17 protein-coding genes and 1 pseudogene are annotated in these 18,767 nt (G+C 67.9%); 11 read left to right on the forward strand and 7 right to left on the reverse strand.

Annotation, left to right across the window (positions count from 1 at the left end; translation table 11 throughout):
* Nucleotides 1-73: 73 nt before the first annotated feature.
* Together ACYVLQ_RS05740 and ACYVLQ_RS05745 are read left to right on the forward strand one after the other, a co-directional pair.
* Nucleotides 74-2,032, forward strand: coding sequence for a hypothetical protein (locus ACYVLQ_RS05740; RefSeq protein ID WP_460696311.1), 1,959 nt, complete (start codon nt 74-76; stop codon nt 2,030-2,032).
* Nucleotides 2,033-2,038: 6 nt separating this feature from the next.
* A complete protein-coding gene (locus ACYVLQ_RS05745) occupies nt 2,039-3,595 on the forward strand; it encodes an ABC transporter substrate-binding protein (RefSeq protein ID WP_460696312.1) in 1,557 nt (518 codons plus the stop codon).
* A 16-nt stretch (nt 3,596-3,611) separates the two neighbouring features.
* Here ACYVLQ_RS05745 and ACYVLQ_RS05750 read toward each other — a convergent pair whose 3' ends face one another.
* The 5 genes from ACYVLQ_RS05750 to ACYVLQ_RS05770 are packed head-to-tail and all read right to left on the reverse strand — an operon-like array spanning nt 3,612 to nt 9,196.
* Nucleotides 3,612-4,427 (reverse strand): sirohydrochlorin chelatase, encoded by an 816-nt coding sequence (locus ACYVLQ_RS05750; RefSeq protein ID WP_460696313.1) that lies wholly within the window; start codon nt 4,425-4,427, stop codon nt 3,612-3,614.
* Between the two features lies 1 nt (nt 4,428).
* Nucleotides 4,429-5,730 (reverse strand): sulfate adenylyltransferase subunit 1, encoded by a 1,302-nt coding sequence (locus ACYVLQ_RS05755; protein WP_460696314.1) that lies wholly within the window; start codon nt 5,728-5,730, stop codon nt 4,429-4,431.
* Nucleotides 5,730-6,671 carry a sulfate adenylyltransferase subunit CysD gene (gene cysD / locus ACYVLQ_RS05760; protein ID WP_460696315.1) on the reverse strand — a complete coding sequence of 314 codons (942 nt, stop codon included), beginning with the start codon at nt 6,669-6,671 and terminating at the stop codon, nt 5,730-5,732. Before cysD ends, ACYVLQ_RS05755 begins: the two co-directional genes overlap by 1 nt.
* Nucleotides 6,668-7,384, reverse strand: a complete 717-nt coding sequence (locus tag ACYVLQ_RS05765; protein WP_460696316.1) for a phosphoadenylyl-sulfate reductase — start codon at nt 7,382-7,384, stop codon at nt 6,668-6,670. The genes cysD and ACYVLQ_RS05765 overlap by 4 nt, the downstream gene beginning before the upstream one ends.
* Nucleotides 7,385-7,399: 15 nt before the next feature.
* Nucleotides 7,400-9,196, reverse strand: coding sequence for a nitrite/sulfite reductase (locus ACYVLQ_RS05770; protein WP_460696317.1), 1,797 nt, complete (start codon nt 9,194-9,196; stop codon nt 7,400-7,402).
* A gap of 399 nt (nt 9,197-9,595) precedes the next feature.
* Here ACYVLQ_RS05770 and ACYVLQ_RS05775 point away from each other — a divergent pair.
* Nucleotides 9,596-9,841 (forward strand): annotated as a pseudogene (locus tag ACYVLQ_RS05775) (SgcJ/EcaC family oxidoreductase); the annotation flags it as partial.
* Between the two features lie 103 nt (nt 9,842-9,944).
* Nucleotides 9,945-10,967: a hypothetical protein gene (locus ACYVLQ_RS05780; RefSeq protein ID WP_460696436.1), complete on the forward strand. Its 1,023-nt coding sequence runs from the start codon at nt 9,945-9,947 to the stop codon at nt 10,965-10,967.
* 144 nt (nt 10,968-11,111) lie between these two features.
* Here the strand turns inward: ACYVLQ_RS05780 and ACYVLQ_RS05785 are convergent, their stop codons facing one another.
* Nucleotides 11,112-12,302, reverse strand: coding sequence for an NAD(P)/FAD-dependent oxidoreductase (locus ACYVLQ_RS05785; protein WP_460696318.1), 1,191 nt, complete (start codon nt 12,300-12,302; stop codon nt 11,112-11,114).
* A 362-nt stretch (nt 12,303-12,664) separates the two neighbouring features.
* Here ACYVLQ_RS05785 and ACYVLQ_RS05790 point away from each other — a divergent pair, with 362 nt between their 5' ends.
* The 5 genes from ACYVLQ_RS05790 (at nt 12,665) to ACYVLQ_RS05810 (ending at nt 16,851) form a co-directional block, all read left to right on the forward strand.
* Entirely contained in the window at nt 12,665-13,234 is a 570-nt protein-coding gene (locus tag ACYVLQ_RS05790) for a DUF3558 domain-containing protein (RefSeq protein ID WP_460696429.1), read from the forward strand.
* A 54-nt stretch (nt 13,235-13,288) separates the two neighbouring features.
* Nucleotides 13,289-13,798 carry a hypothetical protein gene (locus ACYVLQ_RS05795; protein ID WP_460696319.1) on the forward strand — a complete coding sequence of 170 codons (510 nt, stop codon included), beginning with the start codon at nt 13,289-13,291 and terminating at the stop codon, nt 13,796-13,798.
* Nucleotides 13,795-14,988 (forward strand): WXG100 family type VII secretion target, encoded by a 1,194-nt coding sequence (locus ACYVLQ_RS05800; RefSeq protein ID WP_460696320.1) that lies wholly within the window; start codon nt 13,795-13,797, stop codon nt 14,986-14,988. Before ACYVLQ_RS05795 ends, ACYVLQ_RS05800 begins: the two co-directional genes overlap by 4 nt.
* Nucleotides 14,989-15,095: 107 nt before the next feature.
* The gene (locus tag ACYVLQ_RS05805; RefSeq protein WP_460696321.1) at nt 15,096-15,854 is read left to right on the forward strand and encodes an ESX secretion-associated protein EspG; all 759 of its coding nucleotides are present in this window, start codon (nt 15,096-15,098) and stop codon (nt 15,852-15,854) included.
* Between the two features lie 94 nt (nt 15,855-15,948).
* On the forward strand, nt 15,949-16,851 hold the full coding sequence (locus ACYVLQ_RS05810) for an RNA polymerase sigma-70 factor (RefSeq protein WP_460696322.1): 903 nt from the start codon (nt 15,949-15,951) through the stop codon (nt 16,849-16,851).
* A 2-nt stretch (nt 16,852-16,853) separates the two neighbouring features.
* Here the strand turns inward: ACYVLQ_RS05810 and ACYVLQ_RS05815 are convergent, their stop codons facing one another.
* Entirely contained in the window at nt 16,854-17,021 is a 168-nt protein-coding gene (locus ACYVLQ_RS05815; RefSeq protein ID WP_460696323.1) for a hypothetical protein, read from the reverse strand.
* Nucleotides 17,022-17,187: 166 nt separating this feature from the next.
* Between ACYVLQ_RS05815 and hemW the strand changes: the two genes are divergently transcribed.
* Both hemW and ACYVLQ_RS05825 read left to right on the forward strand, forming a co-directional pair.
* Entirely contained in the window at nt 17,188-18,387 is a 1,200-nt protein-coding gene (gene hemW / locus ACYVLQ_RS05820) for a radical SAM family heme chaperone HemW (protein ID WP_460696430.1), read from the forward strand.
* A gap of 94 nt (nt 18,388-18,481) precedes the next feature.
* Nucleotides 18,482-18,688, forward strand: a complete 207-nt coding sequence (locus tag ACYVLQ_RS05825) for a hypothetical protein (protein WP_460696324.1) — start codon at nt 18,482-18,484, stop codon at nt 18,686-18,688.
* Nucleotides 18,689-18,767: the final 79 nt, after the last annotated feature.

The following is an 18,767-nucleotide window of genomic DNA, read 5'->3' on the forward strand; positions in this document are numbered from 1 at the left end:
CGACTTGTGTACGGCAGTGCCACAAACGAATTCGGGTCTAGCCAGCCGCGCATTGATCGACTACAACTGGTGCGTGGATGAGGGCGGGCAGACATTCGGGCACGGTCAGGCAACCGAACTCGTCCGACGACTCATGCGTCGCGAACCGGACGGTCGGGTCACGCGTAGTCTGAACCATCCGGTCCTGGTCGTCGAGGGTGCCCGGGGTTACGGAAAGTCGGCACTGCTCGACGAACTGGCACGCAAACTCGAGGGGCACGTTCCCTGCGCCCGCATCGATTTCGAACGGCATCGCGCCGCGACGGTCCCGGAAGTGTTGTCGGCGATCGCATTTCAGCTGGGAAGCGCGTGCGACAGCTACGGCTCGCTGCAGTTTCCGCTGCTGGCCATCGGAAGACGGGTGATGCGGGCGGAGCTGCCGGAGGACCGCCCTGCGGCGCGCACGGCGCTCGAGCAGTTGCTCGGCAAGCAGGCCGACGGCGGCACCATGCGCGAGTCCCTCCGGGAGGCGTCGGGGGAACTCGCCTCGCTGCTGGAAGACGAGCCGATCACCGTCGCCGCCCGCCTCATCGCCGTCGTGGGGGTCGAGCCCGCGCTACGCTTCGTCCGCCGCGGCCGCACGTGGTCGCCCGACTGGTACGGCCGCCGCGACGGCGCCCGGCACCGTGATCCGCTCGACGTCCTCGTCGACCTCTCGAACTGGGTGCGCGAGGAGCGGACCGCCCAGGTCGACGAGCTGCTCCTCGCGGCGTTTCTGGCCGATCTGCGGGAGAACTTCCAGAAGTCGAGGACGGCTGCGGAGATGACGCTGAACTGTGTCGTCCTGCTCGACAACGCCGATACTGCGCTGGGCCAGAAGCTCGTCAACGGCCTGGTGGATGTCCGCAAGGGCCGCTGGGTACTGGGCGACGATTCGGCCGATCCGATCACGGCGGTCGCGACGAGCCGCGGCGAACTGCTGGCGCCCATCACCCAGGACGGGCCGCTCGACGCCGTGAGCCGCGGCCTGGTCGCCTTCACCGGCAAGGAGAGCGACCACGAGTTGACCTACGACATGCAGGGCGAGCCGAACCTGTGGTGCCGCTTCACACTCCGAGACCTGAAGGAGGACGAGGTCGGCGCGATGGTGTCCGGATTGCCGCCACACGCCGAGGGCGCCGTCGACCTGATCGGCAATCACCAGCTGACGGCGATGGTGTACGGCCTCACCGACGGTCATCCGGCGTCGACCGCGCAACTCGTGGCGGCGCTGCGCGATCGTCCGCTGGTGAACGGGGACGCGCTCGGAGTGCTGCTGGAGCGGCGGGACCCCGGTCGGGCGGTCGGGCGGCATCTGGAAGATCGGTTGTGCGACAAGCTGATCGGCGAGTTCTCCGAAGACGGCTACTTCGACATGGTCACCTGCGCGGCGGCGCGGACATTCGATCACGCCGGACTGCTCGCCGCCCACAGCGGACTGCTCCGGGGCGGCATTCACAGCTATCGGGAGATCAAACCGGTGGTGTGGCCGGTCTCCGGTGGCGCCGGGCAGATCGTCCTGCGTCGGCTGCTGCTGCGTCGGCTGGCGGCGAGGTCCGATGGTGCGCCGGCGAATTGGGGGAAGGTCTTCGGCTGGCTTCGTGATCGAAGTAGGGACGACGGCGACGAGGAGAGCGTTCTCCATTACGCGATGGCCGCGCAGGACTTCGCGACCACCTGGGACGGGATGCGTCGGCGGCTCGACGAGGGTGCGACCCGTGACTGGGTGCGGCTGCTGCGCTCGGTGACCACGATGCCCCGCCGGCGCCACGATCCGGATGTGTCCGCGATGGACCAGTTGCATGCCGCCGTGGAGGGGACGCCGCAGCCGATCCACCGGTTGATCATCGCCCGCTGGATCGCCTCCGATCCGTTCGTGTCGAATCGGCGTCGCTCGCTGCATTGGCAGATCGCGGCGGATTACGACGTCGTCGCCGGCCTCGCCACGGGGGATCCGGTGCCGCTGCTGGAAGAGGCCGACGAACACCGACGAACAGCCGAGCTGTGGAGCTGAGGGCTCGTGAGCGATAACACTCCGAATGGATTCACACCACCGCCGCCGTCCGGCCGATGGCGCCGGTTCCGCATTCGGCTGCGCAGACACAAGCTCGCGGTCGCGTTGGTGGTGGTCGTCGCGATCGCCCTCGCCGGGGTCGTCTACCGGTTGGCGCAGCCGGACAATGCCTGCGGGCGTTCGGATTCCGGCGTAGAGCGGATCGGCGCGGAATGCGTCGGGATCACCGACGGCAGCTACGTGTTCCACGAGGCCTACGCGGACGTGCAACGCAAGATCGCCGCAGAGAATGCCGCGGTCAGCGGCTCCGGGCACACCGTGACCATCGCGCTGCTGGACCCTATGACGGTCGACAAGACGTCGGCGAATACGCCCGAGATGATCCGGAACGAACTCGAGGGCGCGTACGCGGCGCAGATCCGGATCAACCGGACCGCGGCCGTCGGTGATCAGCGGCCGCTCGTCAAGCTGGTCCTGGCCAACTGGGGCAGTCACGGGCAGCAGTGGGAGCTGGTGGTTCAGCGGCTGGAGGGCATGGTCGACGACCCGGAGCCGCTGGTGGCCGTGGCCGGGCTGCGACTGTCCACGATTCAGACCGAACTGGCGGCCAAACATCTTGCCGAGCACAACATTCCGATGGTCAGCTCGATCGCTACCGCGGACCAGCTCAACTACGGTCAGATTCGCGGTTTCATTCGTTCCGCCCCGCCTAACTCGGAATACGTTGCGGCGCTGCATGATTATGTGCAGGGCCGCCCGGAACTGAATTCGGCGATTCTGGTGTACGACGCCAATTCCGATATCAACGACGATCCGGGCACGACCTCCGGCGCGGACCTGTTCACCCGATCGTTGCGCGACGATTTCAGTTCTCGCTTCGCCGATGTCGTCACATTCCCGGCGCAGAGCTATGTGGGCATATCCGGTCCCACGGCGGCCAGCCCGAGCCTGTTCACCAATATCGTGCAGAACATCTGCGCGGTGGAACCCAAAGTGGTGTTGTACGCCGGTCGCGTCGTGGATTTCGGCAACTTCCTGGAGTCGATGTACGCGCGGGTATGCCCGGGAACCCCGGTCACGGTATTCGGGGCGAGCGCCGATTTCGGTGCGTTGCAGCTGCGAAATCACGAGGCCAAGCTGCGGGAGAAGAACATTCGCATCGCCTATGCCACGGAGACCGATCCGGCGGGCTGGTTGCGCAACGCCCCGGCCACGCCGCCGTTCTTCCGGGAGTTCTACGACAAGTTCGGCGAACTCGGATTCGACCCGGCGCACCTCGACGACGGCGGCGCCATCTCCACCCACGACGCGCTGCTGATCGCCGCCAAGGCGGCCCGGCTCTCCGCTCGCGCCCATGTCGGGCAGGAACTGCCGAGGCACGACGACGTGCTCAACCAGATGCTGAACCTGAACAGCCTGGACGAGGTGCCCGGCGCCTCCGGCCAGCTGAGCTTCAGCTTCCGGGGCGCGGACAGCGGCAATCCCAGCAACAAGCCGATCCCGGTGATCGAGGTGCCGTCGGCCGCGGTCGCGCACACCGCCGAAGTGCATCTCACGAAGTAACCCCTGCCTGACGCTCTCAGGCCGACATGGCCAACATCGGCGTCGCGGCGGCGGCGAAGCGGTCCAGTGCGACGTCCGTGAGCAGTTGGTGTGCGCCGATGGTTTCCGCGTGCGCGAGATGCGGCGCCGCATGGTGGAGTCGGTCGGTGAGCAGGCCGGGTGCGAGGAACCACGGGGCGACCAGCACCCGATCGCAGCCCTGCCGGTGCAGGTGTGAAACAGCCTGGGGCAGTGATGGATCCGCGGTCGCGAAGCAGACCGATGCCTGCCACGCCGTCCCCGCGGCCAGGAGCGCGCCGATCCGCGCGGTGCGGAGGTTGGCTCGCGCCGACGATGAGCCCACCGCGGCGACCGCTATGCCGGTGCGGTCATCGTGCGGGTCGGCTCCGGCGGCCAGCAGCCGCTCGCGCACGGCGGTCACCAAGCGGAGATCGCTGCCGAGGACATCGGCCTGGGTCAGACGCAGGCGGGGGTGACGAGTGCGGGCGGCGGCCAGCATGCCCGGCAGATCCACCCGCGCGTGGAACGCGTCGCCTAACAGAAGTGGAACCACCACGGCTTCGGTATGCCCCTGTGCCGCAACGGCATCCACCACTTGCGCCACCGACGGGGTGTTCAGATCGAGAAAGGCGAGGCGGATGTCGAGATCGGGCCTGCGGGCCGCCAGAGCCGCGACCACAGCGGACATCGTTGCGGCAGAGCGGGGATCACGACTGCCATGCGCAACCGCGATGAGTGCCGGGCCGGATGCACGAAAGCCCACCCCGTCGGGACGACGGGAAGGGTTCGCGTCGGATCGTTGGGGGAAGTCGGCCCCCGCAGCCGAACTCATCTCAGACCTCGGCCTCGGTACCGACCTCGACTGCGGTGAGCACGTCACCCACCAGGCCCGCGGCCAGGGTGTTGCCGCCCGCCGGATCGATGAGCAGGAAGCTGCCGGTGTGCCGGTTGGTGCGGTAGTCGTCGGCGACGATCGGGTCGGCGACGCGCAGGGAGATGCGGCCGATGTCGTTGAGCGACAGCGACTTCGGGTCGGGGTCGGCGGCCAGGTTCTGCTCGTCGAACCGCTCCAGCAGCGCGCCGACGATGGCCTGGGTGGTGCGGGTGCCGTGCTTGAGCAGCAGCCGCGCGCCCGGGCGCAGCGGCTTGTCGCCGAGCCAGCAGACGGTCGCGTCGAACGCCTGGATCGGCTCCGGCGCGTCGGCGGCCGCGGCGATCGTGTCGCCGCGGGAGATGTCGACGTCGTCGGCGAGCACCAGGGTCACGCTGCGGCCGGGCTGCGCGGTGGCCAGCTCGCCGTTCGCGGTGTCGATGCGTTCGACCGTGGTGCGGATGCCCGACGGCAGCACCACGACCTCGTCACCCTTCGACACCACGCCCGCCGCGACCTGTCCCGCGTAGCCGCGGTAGTCCGGGTGGTCGGCGGTGCGCGGCCGGATGACGTACTGCACCGGGAAGCGCAGGCCCACTTGGTGGCGGCCGGAGCTGTCGGCGTCGGCCGGCACCGACTCCAGGTGCTCGATGAGCGAGGGCCCGTCGTAGAACGGGGTCTGCTCCGACCGGGAGGCGATATTGTCGCCGTGCAGCGCGGACACCGGGATCTCCACCACGTCCTCCGGCGCCCAGCCGAGTTTCGTTGTGAGTTCCGTGAATTCGGCCGCGATCTTGGCGAAGACCCCGGCCGCGTCGTCCACCAGGTCGATCTTGTTCACGGCGAGCACGAGTTTCGGCACACCCAGCAGCGCCATCACGGCGGCATGGCGGCGGGTCTGCTCGATGACGCCCTTGCGGGCATCGACGAGCAGGATCACCAGCTGCGCCGTCGACGCCCCGGACACCGTGTTCCGGGTGTACTGCACGTGTCCCGGCGTATCGGCGAGCACGAAAGTCCGTGTGGGCGTGGCGAAGTAGCGGTAGGCGACATCGATCGTGATGCCCTGCTCCCGCTCGGCGCGCAGGCCGTCGACGAGCAGGGACAGATCCGGTGTGGCCAGGCCCTTGTCGACCGACGCGCGGGTGACGGCGTCGATCTGGTCGGCCAGCACGGATTTCGTGTCGTAGAGCAGCCGTCCGACCAGGGTGGACTTGCCGTCGTCGACACTGCCGGCGGTGGCCAGTCGTAACAGGTCGGACATCAGAAATAACCTTCTCTCTTACGGTCTTCCATCGCCGCCTCCGACACCCGGTCGTCGCCGCGCGTCGCGCCTCGTTCGGTGAGCCGGGACGCCGCCACCTCGGCGAGGATCGCCTCGTTGTCGGCGGCGTCGGAAAGAATTGCGCCAGTGGAGGATCCGTCGCCCACGGTGCGGTAGCGCACCGCCTTCACGACCAGTTCCTCGTCGTCGCGCGGACCGCCCCAGGAGCCGGGCGTCATCCACATGCCGTCACGCTGGTACACCGGGCGCTCGTGCGAGTAGTAGATGGTGGCCAGTTCGACGTTCTCGCGGGCGATGTAGCGCCAGATGTCGAGTTCGGTCCAGTTGCTCAGCGGGAACACGCGCACGTGCTCGCCCGGCGCGTGCCGCCCGTTGTACAGGTTCCACAGTTCCGGGCGCTGCCGCTTGGGATCCCACCGGCCGAACGCGTCGCGCAGCGAGAAGATGCGCTCCTTGGCGCGCGAGCGCTCCTCGTCGCGGCGGCCGCCGCCGAACACCGCGTCGAAACGGTTCTCGGCGATGGCGTCCAGCAGCGGCACGGTCTGTAGCGGGTTGCGGATGCCGTCGGGGCGCTCGGTCAGCCGCCCGTCGGCGAGGTAGTCCTCGACCGACGCGACATGCAAACGGAGCCCGTACTTCTCGACCACGTGGTCGCGGAAAGCGAGCACCTCCGGCAGGTTGTGCCCGGTGTCCACGTGCAGCAGCGCGAACGGCAGCGGCGCGGGCCAGAACGCCTTGAGCGCCAGGTGCAGCAGCACCGTGGAGTCCTTACCGCCCGAGAACAGGATCACGGGGCGCTCGAACTCGCCCGCGACCTCACGGAAGATGTGGATGGACTCCGACTCGAGAGCGGCCAGGGTATCGAATTCCTCGAGCGAAGCGAGAATATCGAATTCGGTGTCGGTGACTGGTGTACTCATGAGCTGTGCAACCCGCATTCGGTCTTGGCGAGGCCGGCCCAGCGGCCGCTTCGCGGATCGGATCCCGGTTCCGGCTTCCGCGTGCACGGAGCGCAACCGATGGACGGATATCCCTCCTCCACAAGGGGATTGACGAGGATGCCGTGCCGTTCGATGTAGCCGGTCATCTCGTCGTCGGACCAGGCGGCGATCGGGTTGATCTTCACCAGTCCGAAGGCCTCGTCGAAGGAGACCAGGGGCGCGTTGGCGCGGGTGGGGGATTCCACGCGGCGGATGCCGGTGACCCAGGCGTTGTAGCCGGTGAGGGACTTCTTCAGCGGCGCCACCTTGCGCAGGCGGCAGCATTCTGCGGCATCGCGCGCGAAGAGATCCTTGCCGAGCAGCCGATCCTGTTCCGCCACAGTGTGTTCCGGCTCCACATTGACGATGTTCACGCCGTACACGGTCTCCACGGCATCACGGGTACCGATGGTCTCGGCGAAGTGATAGCCGGTGTCGAGGAACAGCACGTCCACGCCCGGGTGCACCTGTGCGGCCAGGTGCACCAGCACCGCGTCCTGCATGTTCGAGGCGACGATGTAGCCGGAACCGAAGGTGTCCTCGGTCCACCGCAGCAGCTCCTGCGCCGAGGCGTCCGAACCCAGTCGCGCCGCACCGTCTTCGGCGATCTTGCGCAGTTCGCTCTCGGACAGCTTCTCCAAAGTGGTTGCCATAGCTGAAATCTCCCGTTACCGAAGGTCTGCGTCGTCGGCGCGGACAGCCCACTGCGCGAACCGCTCGCCCTCGTCGCGGTTCTTCACGAAATTGCGCACCACACGCTCGATGTAGTCGCCGAGCTCGTCGCTGGTCACCTTGTGCTGGCGCAGCTTGCGCCCGAAGGCGCTGTCGAACCCGAGGCTGCCTCCCAGATGAACCTGGTAGCCCTCGACCTGATTCCCGTCGCTGTCGGCGACCAGCTGGCCCTTGAAGCCGATATCGGCGATCTGGGCGCGAGCGCACGAGTTCGGGCAGCCGTTGATGTTGATGGTGACCGGGACGTCCAGCTGCGCGTTGATATCGGCGAGCCGCTGCTCGAGTTCGGGCGCCAGCGCCTGCGAGCGCTTGCGGGTCTCCACGAACGACAGCTTGCAGAACTCGATCCCGCTGCAGGCCACCAGGTTTCGCCGCCAGATCGACGGCTTCGACTGCAGCCCCAGGGGTTCCAGGTCGGCCTGCAGCTGTTCGACCTTGTCGTCGGGGACATCCAGCACGATCAGCTTCTGGTACGGGGTGAACCGGACCCGGTCGGAACCCGCCCGCTCCGCCGCGTCGGCGACCTTGGCGAGGATGGTGCCCGACACGCGCCCCGCGATGGGGGAGAAGCCGACGGCGTTGCGCCCGTTGCGCAGCCGCTGCACGCCGACGTGGTCGATGACCTGTGTCACCTGCTCCGGGGCGGGGCCGTCGATCAGCTTGCGCTTCAGGTATTCGGTCTCGAGGACCTCGCGGAACTTCTCGATGCCCCAGTCCTTCACGAGGAACTTCAAGCGTGCCTTGGTGCGCAACCGGCGGTAGCCGTAGTCGCGGAACAGCGACACGACCGCCTCCCACACGTCCGGCACCTCGTCCAGTGGCACCCACACGCCGACGCGCTTGGCCAGCATCGGGTTGGTGGACAGGCCGCCGCCGACCCACAGGTCCAGGCCGGGCCCGTGCTCGGGGTGGTCGACGCCGATGAACGCCACGTCGTTGATCTCGTGCGCCACGTCCTGCTGGCCGGAGATCGCGGTCTTGAACTTGCGCGGCAGGTTGGAGTACTCCTTCTTGCCGATGTAGCGGCTCACGATCTCGTCGATCGCCGGGGTCGGGTCGATGACCTCGTGCAGCGACTCCCCGGCCAGCGGCGAGCCGAGCACCACGCGCGGGCAGTCGCCGCACGCCTCGGTGGTCTTCAGGCCGACCTCCTCCAGCCGCCGCCAGATCTCCGGGACGTTCTCGACCTCGATCCAGTGGTACTGGACGTTCTCGCGGTCGGACAGGTCGGCGGTGTCGCGGCCGAACTCGGTGGAGATGCCCGCGATGGTGCGCAGCTGGGCGAGATTCAGGGCGCCGGCGTCGCAGCGCACCCGCATCATGAAGTAGCGGGCCTCGAGAATGTCGATGTTCTCGTCGCCGGTCCAGGTGCCGTCGTAGCCCTGCTCGCGCTGGGTGTAGAGGCCCCACCAGCGGAACCGGCCGCGCAGATCCGCCTTGTCGATGGAATCGAAGCCGCCCTTGGCGTAGATGTTCTCGATGCGGGCGCGAACGTTGAGCGGGTTGTCGTCCTTCTTGCTCTGCTCGTTCGGGTTCAGCGGTTCCCGGTAACCGAGCGCCCACTGGCCCTCCGACTTGCGGCGGACCGGCTTGCCGGTGCGCTGCCCGGTGGCCTCCGGGCGCGGCCGCGCCCGGCGTTCCCGGGCGGCTTGTTCGCGCTCGCGCGCGACGTCCTGCTCGCGCGCGGCGCGCACGGATTCTGGGCTGGGACCGGCGTCGGTGCTCGACGTCATGGGGTCGCTCCTGCGGATGGATCAGGCCTTTACGGCAGGCGGGAGGGGCTGACTCGCGCCTTCGGTATTCAACGGCCGGGATGTCGGCGTCGAGAATGGACGCCGGAGTCGGAATGCGCCGAACTACCGGAGGCGATCCGGCAGACAGCGGTCACTGCAGACACGCTTGTAGTCGACGTGGCGTCGCGCCACCAGTCGTACTCCAAGCCCAGTCATGGAGCCTATTGTGCCATGTCAGCGGGGTCGTTCGGACCACTGGCCCATATTCTCCGCAGATTCGGGGGAAATTCCCTGGACGGCCGCTCAGTTTTGTGAAATAGCTCATAGATCAACGCGCCGAAACCATCGCGCCGATTCGGTATTGACCTCGAGTCGAGTTCGGATTGCAGGATCGTCGGCATGACAACGACACAGACCGACGAGCTCGAGGCGATCCGCGACATCGTCGCCACCGTCGAGCATGCGCAGCGGAACGAGCTGGTGGACGAGTTCGTCTCGCTGTTCCATCCCGACGCCATCTGGACCACCGGCCACGGCACGCTCCTCGTCGGCCGCGCCGCCATCGCCGAATTCACCGCCAAGGTACTGCCCGGCGCTATGCGGGACGGCACCGCGACCTACGAGGTGGTCCTGGTGCGTTTCCTGCGCCCCGACGTGGCCGCGGTCAAGGTCCGCCAGCGGTACCTGGACCTCTCGGGCGGTGGTAGGTTTCGTCGACATTGTGATGAATTGGCGACAGAGCGCGGGGATGGTGGCCGATCGTGTCCGGGATCGGTATTCGGATCTCGTGCGCCGGGGGAAGGCTCGTGCCTCCTGGCAGATCACTCGCATTCGCGAACTGAATTCGGTTGCGCGGGTGCGGTTTCCGCAACTGCCGATCGAGCGGCGGTGGGCGACCGGGCGTTCGGTGTTAGCGACCCTGCCGCTGGCCGGGCTCTCCGTCGGGATCGCCGTGACGGTCTTCGTTCGGGCGATTGTCGTGGTATCCCGTTGGGGCACTGAGTCGCTCGCGGAGATCGTGGGCGGCATCGGCTTGGCGGTCGCCGCGATCGGCCTCTTGATCATGGGGCTGGGCATATTCCGCGAGGTGGTGCCGCGATCGTCGATCGTGTTCGGTCTTCCGGTTCGCCGGTGTTCGGATGTGGATCGGGGCGCCGGTGTGCGGGTGAGTCAGCCGACCCGGGTCGTTCCGCTCGTCTCGACTCTGTTGGGGCTCATCGTTTTCGGGCAGGCGTGCTGGTGGGAGCGATCGGTCGGCGGCGCGGCCTCACCGTTCGCGACGCTCGGCTTCGACTGGGCGACCGCCGCCCTGGCGGGCTCGGCGGCGCTGGTCGTCGTCTTGGCGCTGGTGTTGCTCGCGGCCCGCCGGCGCATTCATGTCGAGCTGTATCCGTCGGGCATTCTGCGGCGTAATCCCCTGCGGGACTTGCGGGAAAGGGACCGCTTCGTGTCCTGGGACGATATCGCGGGGGTGGACGCCAGAACGCAGTACGTCGCGAGCTACCTGCGTGAGGGCCCCACCATCGTCCTGCGTCTGACCGATTCGGCGACACCGGTGGCCAACCGATTGTTCGACAGGGTCGGCGAATTCGGCATCCCGGCCTACTTGGCGAGATGCGAGTCCAACCTGCTACTGACCCTGATCGAGCACCTGGTCGAGGAGCCCGCCGCCCGCCGCCTGCTCGCCGCCGAGGGCGTGCAGAAGTGGTTCGACACGCACCACCATCTCCCGGCGACCCGTGGCCGCGACGGCCGAACGGCGCTAGTTTGAACTGATGGAGGTCCGTGGCTACACCAGCGCCGACCGGGCGGTGGTGACGATGGTGGACACCGGCGGCAAATAGTGGCGGTGTCCGCGAGGGCGGGCACCGCCACATGGGTCGAGTAACCATTGTCGGGAGCCTGTCGGGTTGGCCTACGCAATCGACGTGATCGCGTCCTCGCCCTTGGCCCGCAACAGCTTCGGACGGTGCTTGCCATCGGAGAACCAGCGGTGCTTGCCGGGCTTCCGCGCCTCGGCGGCCAGGTGTTTGATACCGGCCTCGCAGGCGAATTCCTTGAGCTTCTTGCCCGTGAAACCCTTGACGTACAAGCGCATTGCGGTCTCGTTCTTGTGGCCGAGCTGGTAGATACCCGCGTTGCGGCCGATGCTCAGGCACATGGCGGGGAACGACATGTCGATCGGTGTGGGCTGTTCGCCCGCGATCCGGTGCAGCAGGGTGTCGGCGGCGTGCGCGCCGAGGCAGTACGCGGTGTAGGCGCTCATGCGGAACGGCAGGTCCGAGGGCGCCGACGAGTCGCCCGCCGCGACGATGCGCTCGTCGTCGACGCTGGTCAGCGTCTCGTCGGTGAGCAGGCGCCCGGCGGCGTCGGTGCTCAGGCCGCTGCGCGCGGCCAGGTCCGGGACGCCGAAGCCCGCGGTCCAGATGGTGACGTCGCTGGCGCGGGTCCGGCCATCGGCGAGTTCCACGGCGTCGCGGGTGACGGCCGTGACGGACGCGTCGGCGCCCTCGATCACGGTCACGCCCAACCCGGCGAGGTACTTGTGCGCCGTGCGCCGCGCCTTGGGGTGCAGGTATGGAACGAGCGCGCTGCCGCAGATCAGGGTGACGTCGCGCCCCTGCTCGGCCAGCTCGGCGGCGGTCTCGATCCCGGTCGGGCCGCCGCCGATCACGGTCACCGCGGCCGTCAGGGGCGTGTCGAAAAGCCTCGACCGCAGCCGCTGCGCCGCTTCCAAGGTCGCTACGGGATAGGCGAATTCGGCCGCACCCGGTACCCGCGGCGCCGGAGTGCCGCTGCCGACCGCGTAGATCAGGTAGTCGTAGGTCAGGCTGCCGCCCTCGGCCAGTGTCACCGTGCGGCCGGTCGCGTCGATCCGCGTCACGCTGTCGACCACCAGCCGCACATTCTCCGACAGCACGTCCCGGTAATCGACGACCGCCTCGTGGGTCGCGCCCACCAACTGGTGCAATCGCAGCCGCGGGACGAAGACCTGGCGAGGATTGATCACGGTCACCCGCACGTCGTCACGCTGCGTCAGTCGGTTGGCCGCCATCACACCGGCGTATCCGCCACCGATTACGACGACTTCATAGGTGCTGCTCATTGTCTTTCCTCCGTTCGGCGAGGGGTTCGGGCACAAGACACCGGGTTCCCCACCGACGTGACAGACAGTGATTCAGGTCACATTCGATCGTTTCGGATCGCTTCGCTAACGCGGCGGCACAGGATGTCGGCGTCGAGTCGGCATTCCGCGGCTACCTGATCGCGCTATCCGGTGGACGGCTTTTCGACATCGTGCGTGCCGCGGTGGGATTGGTGCAGTGACGAACCGCTGGTTCCTTCGCTGATGCGTTGCCTCGTTACCTTTGCGCGGCGATGACCTGGCGGGTACCGTCAGATCGAGCTTTGACGGGGGCGGAAAGCCGGTCCGACCCCAGCGGTGCGGAACCGGTGCGAGAGGACGACATGGCGAGCTGGGGGAAGGTAGTGCGGGGCGCGGCTCTCGGGGCCGGGGTGATCGCGCTTGTGGCGGGGTGTGACTCTGGCGGTGGTGGTACGGAGGGGAGTACGGGTGCGTCGGCTACGTCGACTGTCGCGGCGGATGTTCCGGCGGGGTTCGACGCGTGCAAGCTCCCGCAGTCGGTCGTTCAATCCGAGCAGTTGATCAACCCGGAAGTCGACACGAAGGATGGCGCCGGGGGTATCAAATGGCGGGGTTGTGGCTGGATCCAATCTGACGGATATGGAGCCACTATCGATACCACGAACATCACGTTGGCGATGGTCCGTGCCAACAAAGAGTTCACAGTCGCCGAAGAGCTGTCGGTGGCCGGTCGGCCAGCAGTGGCTTACGGCCCTGCGGATCAGAAGGCACTGCAAGCACACTGTCTCGTGAGCGTGGAAATGAAGGGCGGCAGCCTCGAGATCAGCATCAACAACCCGCCGTCACGCAAGAAATCTGGAGCGCAGCACTCCTGCGAGATTGCCAAGCGCTTGGCACAGGGGATCGTTCCGGCGATTCCTGCTGACGCTTGAGCTGGAGCAGTCTCCGGTCCGCGCGGGCCGGAAGTCATGGGGAGGACACTGATTATGACCGAAGGCGCGGGGCCACTCGCCAGCCTGATCACTGACGCGCAGGACGGGAATCTCACCGTTAGTTTCAGTGACCAGGTTGTCGTCAATGCCGATGAGTTTGTTTATATCGAGCGTGACTGTCAAGCTTTCAAACAAGAGATACAAGCTCTTCAACGGATCGCGACAAGTATTTCGGAGCGCGAAAAATGGGGCCTCGGCGAGCTGACGGAAGGTCTGAATTCGGCGAGCACTCTTGTTGGGAGATTCCGTGGAAAAGCTATGAGCCGTGGCTCTGATAGCGATACGGCCAACAATGTATACGATATCCTGCAACAACATTACGATATAGTCGACGAAATCGAGACATTGCACCGGACGATCGCCCAAAAATTCATCGAGACCGACCAGGCATTCGCCGCCGAGTACAACAGGCTGATGGCGGACAAGCCGAAGAGCCTTATCGGCCCGCAGACAAAGTTGCAGCCGGGTGTCACAGCGCCTCCGGCGGTGGGGGCGCCGCAGTGACCGGCGAGAACGAGCCCGCGAAGATCACCGGCGGTGGGGAGCATACCGACAGCTGGAAGCACTCGCAGATCTACAATGCGTTCAATCCTTTGGTTACCGACGAGGCTGGTAAGAGTGTCACCGAGTACGCCGACATCGCCCAGCGCTGGAGTTCGGCGGCGGAACTGTTCGCCAATAGGATTCGGCACTCCAGTGAAGCTGCCTGGGAAGGCCAGGCTGCGACGAAGTCTCGCGAGGCAATCGGCAATTACGCTCAGCGTGCCCTTGATCTGTCGTTGCCGCTGCAGAACCTCGCGCAGCGGATCTCCACCGCGATCGAGGGCGTCAACAATACGAAGAACGCCGTAGATAAGCCGCCGGACGGTGGGTCCTGGTACAACCCTCGCAGCTGGGCTGTCGGGCCTTTTCATGGGCCGAGTTCCCAGAGTGTCCGTAACGACTGCGAGAACGCTGCGCGGGAAGCGATGAAGAATCACTACGTCGCTAATTTTCTCCAGGCGGACCAGCAGATTCCGGTGCTCCCGGTGCCGGATAGTCCGACGAATCCCTTGTACAAACCGCCGGAGAATACGGATCAGCCCTATATCCCGGGGACGGGGACGGATGACCCGGGCGGGACCGGAGAGACCGGCGGTACCGGGGGGACGAGCGGGACGGCCGATCCGACGGAGCAGACCGGCGAAGAACCGGCGGGAACTACCGAGGACCCCTCGACCACCTCGTCGTCGAGTGAGGACTCGTCGACGAATCCGGCGAGCGCGGCGGCTACCGAGCCGACCTCGACCACACCGAGCGGCGTCGGCACGCCGACCACGTCCAGCGGTTTCTCCGGCGGCTCGGGCGGCGGCGCCGTAGGCGGTGGTGGCGGCGGGCTCGGCGGCGGCATCCCCGGCCCGGGGACGGGCGGGCCCGGTCGCAGCGTGGCCGGTGGGCAGCCGGGTGCGGGCACGGGCCTGGCCGCTGCCGCCGGTGGGGGCGCGGCCACCGGGAAGGGCATGTCGGGCATGCCCGGCATGGGTGGAATGGGCGGCGCCCGTGGCAAATCCGAGGACGAGGAGAAGGACCGCGACATCCCCGAGTGGCTCCGGAACATGGAGAACGCTGAGGAACTGCTGGGCCCCGATCCGAGGACGATCCCCGGCGGCGTGATCGGCGGAGACTACGCCGATCCGCCACCGCCGACCAGCTGATCGCCACGTCGCGCCCGCGACACCCCTGAATTTCGTTGGCTTGCTGCCGATTCCACGCCCGGAGATGACACCGGACCTCGGCAAGATCTGATTGGACGACCACCGCGATGGCCGAATGGAGTTGGGACCCGGACGATTTCGCCGTGCTCTGGTACAGCGACGCGAACGACCGGTTCCCGCATCCGCTGCACTACACCAGCCGTCTGGCCACCAACGACGAGGTCGCGGCGCACCGCGCCGCCGTGCGCGCGCGGTACGACACCGACGAGACCGATCGCATCACCCTCGCGCTGCACACCCTCACGGCCAGTGACCTCCGCATCGAAATCGGCGGTGAGTCAACGGTTCTCGGCAAGGGCAAGCCCCGGGAGTACCGCATCCTCGGGGCGCGGACCCCGTACCACGCGGTGATGCTCACCCAGACCGCCGCCGACGGCGTCGACGGCCCCATCCGCTGCCGCCTGTTCCGCCCCGAACAGCTCCCGGCGCGCTTGGCGGCCATCCTGCCGTCGGCGCCGCCCGGCAGCGGCAAGCCCGACACCTTCCACGTCGACGAATTACGTTCCCGCGACGACGGTTACGGCAGCCGCAACAATCCGCGCGAGCGCTTCGACCGGCTCACTCGGCGCCCCTTCGACGGCAGCGGCGCCGCTGGCCTGCTCGCCGGATACCTGCACAGCCGCCCAGACCCCTGGTACGCCATGGGCTGGTTCGACGTCACCGGCGACGGCCGCTACGTCCAGCAGCAGACCCGCGAGCACATCACCGTCCGCCCCGCCACCACCCAGGACCTCACGAGCCATTTCGAAACCTGGATCGAGCGTTCCCTGCGGCGCCTGCGCGAGGACGAGCCCGCTACCTGGTAGCGAATGATCCTGCGCCGCTTCGCGCAGCCGGTGTCACAAAACCGCGGCCTCCGGTGTCTGGTGGTGACACTCACCAGAGCGAACAGGAGCCGCCATGCCCGGCACGTCCCGGACCATCCCCGACCCCGCCACCGAGGCATTCGTCATCCATCGCAGGCTGCTGTTCACCGTCGCCTACGAGATGCTCGGTTCGGCCGCCGACGCGGAGGACGTGCTGCAGGAGACCTGGTTGCGCTGGGCGGGTGTGGATCTCGGCATCGTGCGGGATCAGCGCGCGTATCTGGTCCGGATCACCACGCGCCAGGCCCTGATCCGGCTGCGCACGCTCGGCCGCCGCAGGGAGTCCTATGTCGGCCCGTGGCTGCCCGAGCCGCTGCTCACCGCGCCCGATGTGGCCGAGGACGTCGAACTGGCCGACAGCGTCTCGATGGCGATGCTGCTGGTGCTCGAGACGCTCGCGCCGACCGAGCGCGCGGTCTTCGTGCTGCGCGAGGTGTTCGATCTGGGCTACGACGAGATCGCCGCGGCCGTCGACAAGGCCCCGGCCGCGGTCCGCCAGATCGCCCACCGCGCACGGTCACACGTCGCCGCCCGTCGCCCGCGCGGCGACGTGTCCCCGGCCGAATCCCGGGCGGCGCTCGAGGCGTTCCAGCGTGCGATCGAGACCGGCGACCTGCGGGGCCTGCTCGACCGACTCGCGCCGGATGTGGTGTTCCTCGGCGACGGCGGCGGAATCAGACAGGCCGCGCTGCATCCGATCGTGGGCGCCGATCAGGTGGCGGGCCTGCTCACGGCCTCGCTGCCACGGATCGGTCGCGAGCTGTCGGTCGAATTGGCACAGATCAACGGCTACCCGGCCCTGGTGCTGCGCCGGGACGGCGAGATCGACACCGTCATGGCGGTGCGTCTCGACGACGGCCGCATCACCGGTCTCTACTCCGTCCGCAACCCGGAGAAGCTGTCGCAGGTGGACCGGGAGACCGCGCTGGGCCGCTGACCCTACGCGGCGCGCGGTGCGGGCTCGGGCTTGCCGACCAGTTCGGCCCGCAGGTCGCGGTGCGCCGCGCACCGATGGACCGGCCCGGGCGTGACGAACGCGGGGTCCAGCCGCTGCACGAAGGTGAGATTGTCACGGCGCCAGCAATCGATGCACACCAGCTTGTCCATGTCGCTCTCCCATCGATCAAGAGTCCTCTGCGAGTGGAGTTCCCGCTAAGACCCGGGAATCGGACATTGCGCGGCCATCAGCGGCCGGATCGTTATCGATGAGCCGGCGCGGCATCCCCGATGCACGTCACACCGGGCCTACCGGCAGACTGGACCCGTGACCTCGATTGCCGCCGGTACCGCCGAGCCCGACTCGGCGGAGTCCGTGCTGCGCGACTTCGGCGGCGGCCCCTTCGGCATCTACATCCATGTGCCGTTCTGCGCCACCCGGTGCGGGTACTGTGATTTCAACACCTACACGGCCGGTGAACTGGGCAGCTCCGCCTCGCCGCAGTCCTGGATGGTGGCGCTGCGCGGCGAATTGTCCACGGCCGCACGACTGTTCGGCGAGCTGCCGAGTCCGCAACCGGAGGTGTCGACAATCTTCGTGGGCGGCGGGACGCCGTCGCTGCTCGGCGGCGACGGCCTGACCGAGGTGCTCGATGCGATCCGCGCGGACTTCACGTTGGCCGCCGGTGCCGAGATAACCACCGAATCGAATCCCGAATCGACCTCGCCCCGGTTCTTCGAGCGCATCCGGGACGCGGGCTTCACCAGGGTGTCGCTGGGCATGCAGTCGGCGGCCCCGCACGTGCTGCGGGTGCTCGACCGCACCCACACGCCGGGCCGCGCTGTCGCCGCCGCCCGCGAGGCGCGTGCCGCCGGATTCGACCATGTGAACCTCGACCTGATCTACGGCACCCCGGGGGAGACCGACGCCGACCTGGACGCCAGCCTGGACGCCGTCCTCGCCGCCGGTGTCGACCACGTGTCGGCGTACTCGCTGATCGTCGAGGACGGCACGGCCCTGGCCCGCCGGGTGCGCCGCGGCGAACTGCCCGCCCCCGACGACGACGTCCTCGCCGCCCGCTACGAGCGCATCGACACCCGCCTGGCCGCGGCCGGACTGACCTGGTACGAGGTATCCAACTGGGCCGCAACCGATTCCGCCCGCTGCCGCCACAACCTCGGCTACTGGGACGGCGGCGACTGGCTCGGCGCGGGCCCGGGTGCGCACAGCCATCTCGGCGGGGTCCGGTGGTGGAACGTGAAGCATCCCTCCCGCTACGCGCACCGGGTACACGAGGGCGGGCTGCCCGCGGCGGGCTGGGAGGCGCTGACCGACGCGGAGCGGCATACCGAGCGCGTGATGCTCACCGCCCGACTGCGCACCGGCCTGCCGCTGGCCGATCTGGACGAATCCGAACGCCGGTCCGCCGACCGGGTGATCGCCGACGGCCTGGCGATCCGATCCGCCGACCGCCTGATTCTCACCGACCGCGGCCGCCTGCTGGCCGACGCGGTGGTCCGCACGCTGCTGACTTGACCGTGTCGGACCGCTCCTCGGGTGGCGATCGGATCGTTGGGCCCGCGATCTTGGGGGCCCGGGTGTAGCGTTCGAGGCAACCCCGAGGAGTCTCATGTCCCAGGCACGACGCATCACCCTTGTCCACGAGCAGAGCGATTTCGCCGAAACGCGTGCCGCGGAGAAGGCCGAATCCGCTCGCCGCAGCGCGATGGCCGCCCGGGCCGTCGCCAGCTATGCCACCGACGCCGATGACTGCACATCGCTGCTGGCAATGCTGGGGCTGGACGCCGCCGCTGGCAAGCTCGCGGGTTCCGACTGATACCCCAGGCGCTCCCGGCGGCCCGTCGTCATTCCGGCACGCTGTTGGCCGGAATCCACCCGCACCGACCAACACTGCC

This window comes from Nocardia thraciensis (assembly GCF_054782435.1).

Coding starts and splice junctions, on each gene's coding strand:
- ACYVLQ_RS05815 (WP_460696323.1), bottom strand. CDS start 17,021: ATGGACAAGCTGGTGTGCATCGATTGCTGGCGCCGTGACAATCTCACC.
- ACYVLQ_RS05785 (WP_460696318.1), bottom strand. CDS start 12,302: ATGAGCAGCACCTATGAAGTCGTCGTAATCGGTGGCGGATACGCCGGT.
- ACYVLQ_RS05805 (WP_460696321.1), top strand. CDS start 15,096: ATGGCCGAATGGAGTTGGGACCCGGACGATTTCGCCGTGCTCTGGTAC.
- ACYVLQ_RS05795 (WP_460696319.1), top strand. CDS start 13,289: ATGACCGAAGGCGCGGGGCCACTCGCCAGCCTGATCACTGACGCGCAG.
- ACYVLQ_RS05770 (WP_460696317.1), bottom strand. CDS start 9,196: ATGACGTCGAGCACCGACGCCGGTCCCAGCCCAGAATCCGTGCGCGCC.
- ACYVLQ_RS05780 (WP_460696436.1), top strand. CDS start 9,945: ATGGTGGCCGATCGTGTCCGGGATCGGTATTCGGATCTCGTGCGCCGG.
- cysD (WP_460696315.1), bottom strand. CDS start 6,671: ATGAGTACACCAGTCACCGACACCGAATTCGATATTCTCGCTTCGCTC.
- ACYVLQ_RS05825 (WP_460696324.1), top strand. CDS start 18,482: ATGTCCCAGGCACGACGCATCACCCTTGTCCACGAGCAGAGCGATTTC.
- ACYVLQ_RS05790 (WP_460696429.1), top strand. CDS start 12,665: ATGGCGAGCTGGGGGAAGGTAGTGCGGGGCGCGGCTCTCGGGGCCGGG.
- ACYVLQ_RS05765 (WP_460696316.1), bottom strand. CDS start 7,384: ATGGCAACCACTTTGGAGAAGCTGTCCGAGAGCGAACTGCGCAAGATC.
- ACYVLQ_RS05755 (WP_460696314.1), bottom strand. CDS start 5,730: ATGTCCGACCTGTTACGACTGGCCACCGCCGGCAGTGTCGACGACGGC.
- ACYVLQ_RS05810 (WP_460696322.1), top strand. CDS start 15,949: ATGCCCGGCACGTCCCGGACCATCCCCGACCCCGCCACCGAGGCATTC.
- ACYVLQ_RS05750 (WP_460696313.1), bottom strand. CDS start 4,427: ATGAGTTCGGCTGCGGGGGCCGACTTCCCCCAACGATCCGACGCGAAC.